A 12,027-nucleotide genomic window follows, 5' to 3' on the forward strand; every position below is an offset into this window, starting at 1 on the left:
CGACGAAGCTTCGCCATGCGGGCCGGCTCGGTCGGTGCGGCAAAGAACAGGTTATTCAACGACTAATTACCGGGTAGCAAAATACCGGTACTGTGCATGGGGTTGTTTTTCGGATTTTAATGTCGGCCCTTATAGGGGCGTCAACCCGCCGCCTCGTCGAACTGCGTGCTCGCCTCGAGCCACTGCTCCTCGGCGCGCGCCAGCGCGTCGGCCGCATTGGCGCGCGCTTTCGACAGTTGCGCGGCCTGCTTGGGGTCGCGGCTGAAGATGTCGGGCAGGGCCAGCGCCGTGTCGATTTTGCTGATGATCTCGCTGACGCGGGCGATCTCGGTTTCGGCTTCCGCGATGCGTTTTTTCAGCGAGCCGCGATTGTCCGATCTCGGACGCTGCGGCTTCTCGCTCGCCGCGTTGCGCTCGCGCGGGACGGGCTCGCCATTGCGCGCGGACAGCACCAGACGGCGATATTCGTCGAGGTCGCCGTCGTAATTGGTCACGGTGCGGTCGGCGACGATCCAGAGTTGATCGGCGCAGGACTCGATCAGATAGCGGTCGTGTGAGACCATGATGACCGCGCCGGGGAATTCGTTGATGGCTTCTGCGAGCGCGGCGCGGCTGTCGATGTCGAGATGGTTGGTCGGCTCGTCCAGGATGATCATGTTGGGGCCGAAGAAGGTCGCAAGTCCCAGCAGGAGCCGCGCCTTCTCGCCACCCGACAATTTTCCGACCTTGGTGTCGGCCGCCTTGCCGGAAAAACCGATGGCGCCGGCGCGGGCGCGTACTTTCGCTTCGGGCGCCTCGCCCATCAGCTTGCGGACGTGGTCGTAGGTCGAGGCATCCTCGTTCAATTCGTCGAGCTGGTGCTGGGCGAAATAGGCAATCGACAGCTTGTCGGCGCGGGTCACCTTGCCCGAGAACGGCGCGAGGCGGCCCGCGAGCAGTTTCACCAGCGTCGACTTGCCGTTGCCGTTGGAACCAAGCAGCGCGATGCGGTCGTCATTGTCGACGCGCAAGGTGACGCGGTTAAGTACGGGCGTGTTCGGATCGTAGCCGACCACGACGTTGTCGGCGGCGATGATCGGCGGCGACAGGATTTTCTCCGGCGCGGGAAAGCTGATCTCGCGTACGTCCTGGGTGACCAGCGCCGTGATCGGCTTCAGCCGCTCCAGCATTTTCACACGGGACTGCGCCTGGCGGGCTTTCGAGGCCTTGGCCTTGAAGCGGTCGACGAAGGCCTGCAAGCGGGCGCGTTCGGCTTCCTGGCGCTTGACCGCTTTGGCGTCGAGCATCTCGCGCATGGCGCGCTGCTCCTCGAAGGAGGAGTAAGTGCCTTTGTAAAGCGTGAGCTTGCCGCGCTCCAGATGCAGGATCTGGTCGACCGAGCTTTCCAGCAGGTCGCGGTCATGGCTGATCACGATCACGGTGCGCGGATAATGCGCGAGGTGATCCTCGAGCCACAGCGTGCCTTCGAGGTCGAGATAGTTGGTGGGCTCGTCGAGCAGCAACAGGTCGGGAGCCGCGAACAGCGTTGCGGCAAGCGCAACGCGCATGCGCCAGCCGCCGGAGAATTCGGCGCAGGGGCGGAGCTGATCGGTGGCGGAGAATCCGAGGCCGGAGAGGATGGCGGCGGCACGGCTCGGTGCCGAATGCGCGTCGATGTCGACCAGCCGGGTCTGGATTTCGGCGATCCGGTGCGGGTCGGTCGCGCGCTCGGCCTCGGTGAGCAGCGCGTCGCGTTCGAGGTCGGCTTTGAGCACGACCGAAATCAGGCTCTCGGGGCCGTTCGGCGCTTCCTGCGCGAGGCTGCCGACGCGCCAGCGGGGCGGCAGGGTCACCGTGCCGTGCTCGGCGGCGAGCTCGCCGCGGATCACCTTGAACAGGGTCGATTTGCCGGTGCCGTTGCGACCGACCATGCCAACGCGGGATCCGGGCGTGATCTGCACGGAACTCTGGTCAATCAGAAGGCGTCCGGCGAGGCGGATCGAGAGATCGGTGATGGAGAGCATGCGGCCTTGTCACCGCACCCGCGATCAAACGCAACCCGTTTTTCCGTGTCTGCAAGCCGGTGCTCGTCGACTCAGTGCGATTCGCGCTCGCGCTGCTTCAGCTCATTGAGGAGTTGCTCGAGGTGCGTCGGCAGCCTGGCTTCGGGCCGCAGGCTCTGCTGGAGCCGTTCGCCCACCGCATCGCGGATCGAGCGGCTGGTGCGCCGGTCGATTTGTTCGCTGTCATCGGCGAAAAGGGCAGGCATCGCAGGGTTCCGTGTTCTCAAAGAAGCGACACGGTACCAAGTCCTTGGCCCCCAAATGGTTTCGCCACTCGCGGCGATTGCGCGGCCTTCTAGCAAAAATTGTGTGAAGCCGTTTGATATCCCGCTCCGAATACAAAGCCCCGGCGCTGGGGGACGCCGGGGCTTCGCTTGGAAGGTACCTGGGGGCTCAGGTACCTTTGGAAAGGTGCTGTCGGGCTCAGTAGCAGCGGTTGATCATCCGCCAGCGGGGTCCCCAGGGGGTCGGGACCAGCCGGCGCACATAGCAGCCGCCATAGCCGTAGGAGACGACGGGGCCGCGGGCATAAAAGCGCGGTCCACCCCAGCCGTGGCCGTGGTGCCAGCCACCGCCGCCGTGCCAGCCGCCGCCGCCGCCATGCCAATGAGCGGACGCGGAGGTCGGCGCCAGCGCGGCACCAAGCGCGACCGCGGCGACGGCGGCGAGCGAAAGTTTCCTCAACATGGTGATCTCCTCAAAACTGCCGGCGCGGGGCTATCGCGTCGATGGAAAGGCCGCCGAAACGGTCCACCTCAGGAGGAGGCTTTGGTTTCGATGGACCTGAGATTATCCGGGCGAGGCTGAACCAAACCCTGACGCGGCCTTCAGATTGGGTTCATCTGGGTGAAATCGTCGTAATCCATGTTGGCATTCGAACCCCCGGGCCTGCGGCGAAGCGCCCGCGAGCCGGTTTTGGCGGTCGCTTGCCGTATGGCGAAGGCGCCGATATAAGCCCGGCAACTCCGAACCACCGTTTTCTCTTCAAGGACAACATCATGGCCATCGAACGCACCTTCTCGATCATTAAGCCCGACGCCACCGCGCGTAACCTTACCGGGGCGGTTAACGCCGTGATCGAGAAGGCGGGCCTGCGCATCGTCGCGCAGAAGCGCATCCGCATGACCAAGGAACAGGCCGAGACCTTCTATGCGGTCCACAAGGCGCGCCCCTTCTTCGGTGAGCTCGTGGACTTCATGACGTCTGGCCCCGTGGTGGTCCAGGTGCTGGAAGGCGAGGGTGCCGTCTCCAAGTATCGCGACGTGATGGGCGCGACCGATCCGTCCAAGGCGGCTGACGGCACCATCCGCAAGCTCTACGCAAAGTCGATCGGCGAGAACTCCGCGCACGGTTCGGATGCGCCGGAGACCGCCGCGATCGAGATCGCGCAGTTCTTCTCGGGCAACGAGATCGTCGGCTGATCCGTCAGCCGATCAGGTAACGAGACGCGGCGAAAGGACGTAGTGTGAACTGGCTCTGGCAGATCTTCGATCCCGCTACGATCGGGGCATTCTTCACCCAGTTCCGCGTTGAGATGGCCGAACCGACCTTCTGGGTCGCGGTCGGCAAGATCATCTGGATCAACATCCTCTTGTCCGGCGACAATGCGCTGGTGATTGCGCTCGCCTGCCGCGGCCTCAAGCCGCGGCATCGGCTGTGGGGCATGATCCTCGGTGCCGGCGCCGCGGTGCTGCTGCGGATCATCTTCACGGGCATCGTCGCGAGCCTGATGGAGCTGCCGTACCTCAAGCTGGTCGGTGGTCTTGCGCTGATCGTGATTGCGGCAAAGCTGCTGGTGCCGGAGCAGGAGGACGAGGACGGCGTCGAGTCGGCTTCGCATCTGTGGCAGGCCGTGCAGATCGTCGTCGTCGCCGACATCGTCATGAGCCTGGACAACGTCATTGCGGTGGCCGCGGCCGCCAATGGCAGCGCGCCCTTGCTGGTGCTCGGCCTTGCCATCAGCGTGCCCTTGATCGTCGCCGGCGCGGCGCTGATCATGGCGCTGCTCGCGAAGCTGCCGGTTCTGGTGTGGGCCGGCGCGGCACTGCTCGGCTGGATCGCGGGCGAGGTGATTGCGACCGATCCCGGCATCGCGCCGAGGCTGCACACGCTGTTTGACGGTCCGTTCGGCGCGTCGCTGGACAACATGCTCGGCGCCTTCCGCATCCCGCCGCAATTCGCCCATGGCGGCGGAGGCGGCGAATATCTCTGCGCAGCTCTCGGCGTCGTCGTCGTTCTGGTCGGCGGCTCCATCTGGCGCCGGCGCAGCATGAGCGCGGCCGCGCTGGAGTCCTCCGAGCGCCACGCCAAGGCCTCGGCGGAGTAGACTTACCTTTTGAGCATGATGTTTTCGGAAAAGCGCTTCACGCTTTCCGGAGCTTGCGCTAGCGCCGGACGATCGAGCCGGCGCGGTTGATCAGGCGGGCGAGCGCGCGGAAGCGGCTGCCGACGCGATCCGCGACGAGATCGCCGAGGCGGTGCTCGAACACCAGCAACAGCTTGCGGCCCATGCTGCGGAAATGCGTCGCGGGCAAGACGCCCGGACGTGCCGCCGAGATCAGATGCGCGACGCGGAAGGCCGCGCCCAGCAGGCGGGCGCGTTCGAGCTGCGCCGGCGTCAGCAGCTCCTGCATGGCGACCGGCGGCTGGTTCTCCTCGCTGAGGCCCGCATAGCGATAGAACACGGACAGGCCGACGAAGGCGCGCTCGGTGTGGGTGATTGCGCCGAAATTGCCGTTGACGACGAGGCTCAGCGTCTGCTCGCCGCGATGATCGGGATGCACGCGCCAGCCGATGTCGGACAGCAGGCACGCGGCATGGCGCAGACGGCGGTCCTCCTCGGTCTCGCGCAACTTCACCACGCGCGCGAGGCGGTCGGTCCAGGCGATCAGCTCGCGCGCGTGCTTGGCCGAACGCGACAGCAGCTGGTTCAGCTCCTCGGCCGCGCAGATCAGTCCGTCCTTGTTGCGTTCGGACTCCGGCAGCTTCTCGTGCAGCAGGCCCTCGCGTACGCCGAAGGTCGAGAACACGATGGTCTTCGGCTTCGCCACCCGAATGATGTGCTCGAGCACCAGTGCGGCATAGGTGAGGAGCGGGCGCCGGGCATCGGCGACGATCTCGATGTCGGCGAGCATGCCGGCGGCCGCAAGCCGGCGCAGGCGGCGGGAAAAATCGAGCGCCTCGGCCGCCGAAATCGAATAGCCGTGCATCACCTGGAGCGGATAGCCGCTCTGGATGATGTGGATGCGCGCAAGCGCGCGCCAGGTGCCGCCGACGGCGTAGAAGCTGCGGCCGCGGCCCGCGGTGAGCTGCGGCACCCCGTCGAGCGCTTCGCGCACGATGCGGTCGGCGCGTTTCAGGGATTTATGCGCGAGGTCCTGCAGCGCGAGGCCGCCGAGCGGCAGCGTCACGCCGCTGCGCACGGTGTTTTTGCGCACGTCGATCAGTTCGAGCGAGCCGCCGCCGAGATCGCCGACGATGCCGTCGGGATGGTGGATGCCGGAGATCACGCCGAGCGCCGACAGCCGCGCCTCGCGCGGGCCCGACAGGATCTCGATCTTCACCGCGCAGATGCGCTCGGCTTTGGCGATGAAGTCGGGGCCGTTGGAGGCGTCGCGGCAGGCGGCGGTCGCAATCGCAAACACCCGTCCGACCTGCATCACTCGGCACAGCGCACGGAAGCGCTTGAGCGAGGTCAGCGCCTTGTCGACGGCGTCGGGCGCAAGCAGTCCCGTGCTCTGCACCTCGCGCCCGAGACCGCACAGCGTCTTCTCGTTGAAGATGGGAATGAGGCTCCGCGTCAGCCCCTCGTAGACGACGAGCCGGACCGAGTTGGAGCCGATGTCGATGACCGCGACGCTCGAGCCGCGCTTGCGCGGCCGCTTCACGTCGACGATCCCGGATCAGGATTGATGACGTTCATTACGGCGCGTGAGGCGGCGCGGCGAGGATTCCTTGAGCGACTTACCACGGCCAGACAGACTCGGATTTGTCATGAAGTAGTTGTGGACGTTGAAAGGCTCCTCGCCCTTCGCGGTCTTCATACGCGTTGAGGACCCGTCCGGCAACAATTGCCAGCTCTGTTCATTGTCCTTGAGATTCGCGACCATGATCTGTTCGAGAACCTGCTGATGCACCGTGGGATTTTGCAGCGGACACAGCACCTCGACGCGGCGGTCGAGGTTGCGCGGCATCATGTCAGCCGAGGAGATATACACAGCCGCTTTCGCGCTCGGCAGGCCCTGGCCCATGCCGAAGCAGTAAATTCGGCCGTGTTCGAGGAATCGTCCGATGATCGACTTGACGCGGATGTTCTCCGACAGGCCGGGAATGCCGGGCCGTAGGCAGCAGATACCGCGCACCACGAGCTCGACCTGCACGCCGGCCTGTGAAGCCTCGTAGAGCGCATCGATGATGTCGGGGTCGACCAGCGCGTTCATTTTCATCCAGACCGCACCGGGCCGCCCGTGCCGTGCATGCGCGGTCTCGCCCTGGATGTGCTCGATGATGCGCTTGCGCAAGGTCAGCGGCGACACCGCCATCTTTTCCAGGTCGCTCGGCGCGGCATAGCCGGTGATGAAGTTGAACACGCGGGCAGCGTCGCGGCCGATGGTTGGATCCGAGGTGAAGTAGGAGAGGTCGGTGTAGATGCGCGCGGTCACCGGGTGGTAATTGCCGGTGCCGGTATGGACGTAGGTTGTGAGGCTGCCGCCCTCGCGCCGCACCACCATCGACAGCTTTGCGTGCGTCTTCAGTTCGAGGAAGCCGTAGACGACCTGCACGCCGGCGCGTTCGAGGTCGCGCGCCCAGCGGATGTTGGCCTCCTCGTCGAAGCGCGCCTTCAGCTCGATCAGCGCGGTCACGGATTTGCCGGCTTCGGCGGCTTCCACGAGCGCGCGCACGATCGGCGAGTTGCTGGAGGTGCGGTAGAGCGTCTGCTTGATGGCGACGACGTCGGGGTCGCGCGTCGCCTGCTGGAGGAACTGCACCACCACGTCGAAGGATTCATAGGGGTGATGGACGACGAGATCCTTCTGCCGGATCGCAGCGAAGATGTCGCCGCCTTGCTCGCGCACGCGCTCGGGATGGCGCGGCACGTAAGGGGTGAATTCGAGGTCAGGCCGGTCGAGACGGGTGAGTTGCGAGAGCTCGTTCATGGCGAGCACGCCGTCGACCAGGAACACCTCGTCGTCGGCGGTCGACAGCGCATGCTGCACGAAGCTGCGCAGCTGCTCCGGCATCTTGGCGTCGATCTCGAGCCGGATCACCGAGCCGCGGCGGCGGCGCTTCAGCGCAGTCTCGAACAGGCGGACGAGATCCTCGGCCTCTTCCTCGATTTCGAGTTCGGAGTCGCGGATGACACGGAAGGCGCCCTGGCCGTGCAGATTGTAGCCGGGGAACAGGCGGTTGATGAACAGCGCGGTGGCCTGCTCCAGCGAGATCAGCCGAACCACCTTGCCCTCGGCCGGCAGGCGGATGAAGCGGTCGATCTTGCCGGGCATGCGGATCAGCGCGTTCATCTGCTTGCCATCGGCGGCGCGCGTGAGCTGGAGCGCGATGGTGAAGCCGAGGCTCGGAATGAACGGGAAGGGGTGGGCCGGGTCGATCGCAAGCGGTGTCAGCAGCGGGAACACGTTGCTGAGGAAGTAGTCCTCGACCCAGGTTCGTTCCGCCTTGGTGACTTCCTTGCCCTCGACCAGCACGATGCCCTCGTCGGCGAGCGTGCCGCGCAGGTCGCGCCAGATTGCCTGCTGGTCGGAGGCGAGCTGCGAGACGGTTCGGTTGATCAGCGCGAGCTGCTCGGACGGCGTCAGACCGTCGGGGCTGCGCTCGGCAATGCCCTCGCGCACCTGGGCCTTGATGCCGGCGACGCGGACCATGAAGAACTCGTCGAGGTTGTTCGCTGAAATCGACAGGAATCGCACCCGCTCCAGCATGGGATGGCTGGGATTGACCGATTCCTCCAGGACGCGGCGGTTGAAGTGCAGCCAGGAGAGCTCGCGATTGATGAACCGCTCAGGGTTCGATGCGATCGCAGGCGGGCCCTCGGCTTCCTGGGCTTTCTCTTTAACTTCAATAGCTTGCGCAGAATCCATCAGAAGTCGATCCATCCAGTTCGCCCCAATTTGCGACTTACGCGCAAAACCCGCGGGAGCATGTGTTAGAGCGATGACGTTTCGATGACATTGATGTTCCGCCGCCCGGCCGCGTCAAGCCGCCTTGGTCAGACATCCCGGAGCAGCTCGGCCGCCAGCGCCCTTGTGACGGGGCGGCCGAGGCGCAGGGCCTCGCTGTCCAGCAGGTCCACAGCCCGTCGGGCGGCGGCCGAGGACCGCTCCAGGCGAGTGGCGAGGTAGCTGACCACGCTCTCGTCCACCGCGAGCTGGCGGTCGGTGCAGAATTTGACGATCAGGCCGCGGAAGAGCTGGTCGTCAGGCGGCAGCAGCGAGACAACGGGGACGGCGCGGAGCCGCGAGCGCAGGTCGGCGAGTTCGATCTCGAGAGAAGCGGGCGCCTCGCGTCCGGTGAAGAGGACGTAGGCGCCGTCCTCGCGGGCCAGATTCATCAGATGGAACAGGGCGCGCTCGTCGAATTGCCCGGCCTTGGGATCCTCGACCACCAGCGCGCCAGTGGCGAGCGCAGCCGGGACGGCCTCGGCGGTCAGCCCATTGGCCGTGGTCGAGCGGGCGCCTGAAGCCTCGGCCCAGATCGCGGCGAGATGGCTCTTGCCGCTTCCTTCCGGGCCGGCCAGCCACATGATCCGATTCGGCCATTCCGGCCAGGCGTCGATGAGGGCAAGGCCGGCGGCGTTGACGGGGCCCTCAAGGAAATTGTCCCGGCTCAGGCTCTCCGCATGCGGAAGCGAAAACGCCAATTGTCGGGGATGAACGCGGCCTGGCACGCTTGCTTTGCTCCGTGCCGGCGTGCCGGCTTCGTTTGAAGAGATGCGACTTGATCGAGCGGGAGTTGGCCTTTTGCGGGGCCGCTTCCCAACTCATTTGGCCTCGATCGTGCTCATGTGCCGCAACCACTCGACAAGATAGAGCGACACGGAGGAAAGCGTGAAGACCGTGACGAGGCCCATCAGGATGATATCATAAGGACCGGCTTTGAAGCCGAAGGCGAGGGCGGCCAGCACCAGCGCCGCGAACGCCACCTGGGCCACAGTGTTGAGCTTGGATACCTTCGAGGGCTTCATCTCCACAGGCCGGTCGAACAGCCACGATATGATCACGGCAGCGACGATCATGATGTCGCGCGAGACCACCAGGATGACGATCCAGCGCGGAATCGCGCCCCAGATGCCCAGCGCCATGTAGATCGAGACCAGCAGCGCCTTGTCGGCGAGCGGGTCGAGCAAAGCGCCGAGCTCGCTCGTCATGTTGAAGCGCTTGGCAAGGAAGCCGTCGACCGCGTCGCTGATACCGGCGATCAGGAAGACGGCGAACGCCACCTCCATTTGGCTCGACACGATGGCCCAGACGATGATCGGGACCAGCATGATGCGGCCCAAAGTAATGATGTTCGGTATACTCACACGGCGCTTCCCGGCACCCGGCCTGACCTCGAATTCGGCCCTTTGGAGGCTGAACCGGTTGATATCTCTACATAGTATACGGAGGCGCGCCATGCGAGCCATTGCGCGTCCCCGGAATTCGACGTAACCAGCCGCAAACCCACTGGAAATCGGGCATGACCGACCGCAAAAACGGCCTCACTTACGCCGATTCAGGCGTCGATATCGACGCGGGCAACCGCTTGGTCGACCTGATCAAGCCGATGGTGCGCGCAACCGCACGTCCCGGCGCCGACGCCGAAATCGGCGGATTCGGCGGCCTGTTCGATCTCAAGGCGGCCGGTTTCAAGGATCCCATCCTGGTGGCCGCGACCGATGGCGTCGGCACCAAAGTCAAGATCGCGATCGAGACCGGCCTGCATGGCGGGATCGGCATCGACCTCGTCGCCATGAGTGTCAACGACCTCGTGGTGCAGGGCGCCGAGCCGCTGTTCTTTCTGGACTATTTTGCCTGCGGCAAGCTCGATCCGGAGGCGACCGCGTCGATCGTCGCCGGTGTCGCCGAAGGCTGCCGCGAATCCGGCTGCGCCCTGATCGGCGGCGAGACGGCCGAGATGCCCGGCCTCTACAAGGACGGCGACTACGACCTCGGTGGCTTTGCCGTCGGCGCCGCGGAGCGGGGCACGCTCTTGCCGCGCAAGGACATCGCCGCCGGCGATGCCGTGATCGGGCTCGCCTCGTCGGGCGTGCACTCCAACGGTTTCTCGCTGGTGCGCAAGATCGTGGAACAATCCGGCCTCGGCTTCGGAGCGCAGGCGCCGTTTGCGCCCGTCATGACGCTCGGCGGCGCGCTGCTGACGCCGACACGTCTCTACGTCAAATCCTGCCTGCGCGCGATCCGCGAGACCGGCGCGGTGAAGGGGCTCGCCCACATCACCGGCGGCGGCTTCACCGACAACATTCCGCGCGTGCTGCCGAAGCATCTCGGAGTCGGTATCGATCTGGCGCGCCTGCCGGTGCTGCCGGTGTTCAAATGGCTGGCCGCGCAGGCCGGCATCGCCGAGCTCGAAATGCTGCGGACCTTCAATTGCGGGATCGGCATGATCGCGATCGTCGAGCCGGACAAGGTCGAAGAGGTCGTCGAGGTCTTCGCCGATGCCGGCGAGACCGTGGCACAGCTCGGCACTGTGATCCCGGCCGAGGGCGAGCACCGCGTCGTCTATAACGGCCATCTCGATATGGCGCTGTAGTGACCGGCGCTGTGATGAAACGCCGCGTCGCCATCCTGATTTCCGGCCGTGGCTCCAACATGGCTGCGCTGATCAAGGGCGCGGCCGCGCCGGATTTTCCGGCGGAGATTTCGCTCGTCATCTCGAACAAGGCCGATGCGCAGGGGCTGGAAAGGGCCAAAGCGAGCAGCGTGAAGACGCTGGTGATCGAAAGCAAGCCGTTCGGCAAGGACCGCGCCGGATTCGAGAAGGTGCTGCAAGCAGCGCTCGATCAGCACGGCATCGAGCTGATTTGCCTCGGCGGCTTCATGCGCCTGTTCACGGCCGAATTCACCAAGGCGTGGTACGGGCGGATGCTCAACATCCATCCCTCGCTCCTGCCGTCCTTCCCCGGTCTCGACCCGCACGGCCAGGCGTTGCGCGCCGGCGTCAAGCTGTCCGGCGCGACAGTGCACTTCGTGATCCCCGAGACCGACGCCGGCCCGATCGTGATGCAGGGCGCGGTGCCTGTGAGCGATCACGATACCGCGGCCACGCTGTCGGAGCGTATCCTCGAAGTCGAGCACCGCATCTATCCCGCAGCACTGAGCCTGCTCGCGACCGGCAAGGTCCGGATCGAGGGCGATGTGTGCAAGACCGCCGGCAGCGGGCCGTCGGAGAATTTTCTGGTTGCGCCGTTGGTGCGGTGAAGCGCCGTCGCACTCGGAAACTTCCCATCCCAAACAAAAACCCCCGGCAGAGCCGGGGGCAACGTCATGATCTCTTGCGCAGACCGCGAGAGAAATCAGGAAACCTTGAGGTTCTCCGCGGATGCCTTGCCGCGGTTCTCCACGAGGTCGTATTCAACCACCTGATTTTCATTGAGGGTCGAGAGTCCGGCGCGCTCGACGGCGGAGATGTGGACGAAGACGTCCTTGTCACTGCCGTTCGGCTTGATGAACCCATAGCCCTTGGTCGGGTTGAACCATTTGACGGTGCCCTTTTGCGGCATCCTCAGTCTCCTCCGCTAGATACAAAAACGACGCGGCCGCTTTTCGCGTGCCACGCCACAAACGGGCTTCCGGTAGTCTGTTCGAGTCTTGAGTCTCAATGTCGCGAAACGCACAGTCGAGCGGCCAATTCCGATTGTGTCCGATATTGCAACATGAAAATCGCCCGTTAGCAAGCCGCGCGCGAATTTCAAGAGCCCGACCGGAGTACCCGACCGCAATTTGCGACCTGTGGCCGCGGAACCACAATC

General features: G+C 65.1%; 12 protein-coding genes. 4 read left to right on the top strand and 8 right to left on the bottom strand.

Annotation, left to right across the window (positions count from 1 at the left end):
• Positions 1-140 precede the first annotated feature (140 nt).
• The 3 genes from AC0L3S_RS02060 to AC0L3S_RS02070 all read right to left on the bottom strand — a co-directional run bounded on the left by AC0L3S_RS02060 (position 141) and on the right by AC0L3S_RS02070 (position 2,729).
• Positions 141-2,003 carry an ABC-F family ATP-binding cassette domain-containing protein gene (locus AC0L3S_RS02060; protein WP_473277942.1) on the bottom strand — a complete coding sequence of 621 codons (1,863 nt, stop codon included), beginning with the start codon at positions 2,001-2,003 and terminating at the stop codon, positions 141-143.
• A gap of 71 nt (positions 2,004-2,074) precedes the next feature.
• Entirely contained in the window at positions 2,075-2,248 is a 174-nt protein-coding gene (locus AC0L3S_RS02065) for a hypothetical protein (RefSeq protein WP_473257161.1), read from the bottom strand.
• A 217-nt stretch (positions 2,249-2,465) separates the two neighbouring features.
• A complete protein-coding gene (locus AC0L3S_RS02070; protein ID WP_473257158.1) occupies positions 2,466-2,729 on the bottom strand; it encodes a sulfur globule protein precursor in 264 nt (87 codons plus the stop codon).
• Positions 2,730-3,040: 311 nt separating this feature from the next.
• Here AC0L3S_RS02070 and ndk point away from each other — a divergent pair, with 311 nt between their 5' ends.
• Complete coding sequence (gene ndk / locus AC0L3S_RS02075) at positions 3,041-3,463, top strand: nucleoside-diphosphate kinase (protein ID WP_007591953.1); 423 nt, start codon at positions 3,041-3,043, stop codon at positions 3,461-3,463.
• Positions 3,464-3,507: 44 nt separating this feature from the next.
• Positions 3,508-4,368, top strand: coding sequence for a TerC family protein (locus AC0L3S_RS02080; RefSeq protein ID WP_473257156.1), 861 nt, complete (start codon positions 3,508-3,510; stop codon positions 4,366-4,368).
• A 58-nt stretch (positions 4,369-4,426) separates the two neighbouring features.
• On the opposite strand, the gene ppx is transcribed toward AC0L3S_RS02080, so the two are convergent.
• The 4 genes from ppx to AC0L3S_RS02100 all read right to left on the bottom strand — a co-directional run bounded on the left by ppx (position 4,427) and on the right by AC0L3S_RS02100 (position 9,579).
• Positions 4,427-5,929: an exopolyphosphatase gene (gene ppx / locus AC0L3S_RS02085; RefSeq protein WP_473277943.1), complete on the bottom strand. Its 1,503-nt coding sequence runs from the start codon at positions 5,927-5,929 to the stop codon at positions 4,427-4,429.
• A gap of 15 nt (positions 5,930-5,944) precedes the next feature.
• Positions 5,945-8,137, bottom strand: a complete 2,193-nt coding sequence (locus AC0L3S_RS02090; RefSeq protein WP_473277944.1) for an RNA degradosome polyphosphate kinase — start codon at positions 8,135-8,137, stop codon at positions 5,945-5,947.
• 128 nt (positions 8,138-8,265) lie between these two features.
• Positions 8,266-8,943 (bottom strand): P-loop NTPase family protein, encoded by a 678-nt coding sequence (locus AC0L3S_RS02095; protein ID WP_473277945.1) that lies wholly within the window; start codon positions 8,941-8,943, stop codon positions 8,266-8,268.
• A gap of 93 nt (positions 8,944-9,036) precedes the next feature.
• A complete protein-coding gene (locus tag AC0L3S_RS02100; protein WP_027569696.1) occupies positions 9,037-9,579 on the bottom strand; it encodes a CDP-alcohol phosphatidyltransferase family protein in 543 nt (180 codons plus the stop codon).
• A gap of 155 nt (positions 9,580-9,734) precedes the next feature.
• Here AC0L3S_RS02100 and purM point away from each other — a divergent pair, with 155 nt between their 5' ends.
• Both purM and purN read left to right on the top strand, forming a co-directional pair.
• Entirely contained in the window at positions 9,735-10,808 is a 1,074-nt protein-coding gene (purM, locus tag AC0L3S_RS02105) for a phosphoribosylformylglycinamidine cyclo-ligase (RefSeq protein ID WP_473257148.1), read from the top strand.
• A gap of 14 nt (positions 10,809-10,822) precedes the next feature.
• Positions 10,823-11,476, top strand: a complete 654-nt coding sequence (gene purN, locus AC0L3S_RS02110) for a phosphoribosylglycinamide formyltransferase (protein WP_473277946.1) — start codon at positions 10,823-10,825, stop codon at positions 11,474-11,476.
• 95 nt (positions 11,477-11,571) lie between these two features.
• On the opposite strand, the gene AC0L3S_RS02115 is transcribed toward purN, so the two are convergent.
• Positions 11,572-11,778, bottom strand: a complete 207-nt coding sequence (locus AC0L3S_RS02115; protein ID WP_007591938.1) for a cold-shock protein — start codon at positions 11,776-11,778, stop codon at positions 11,572-11,574.
• Positions 11,779-12,027 lie beyond the last annotated feature (249 nt).

This window comes from Bradyrhizobium sp. Ken01 (assembly GCF_055807355.1).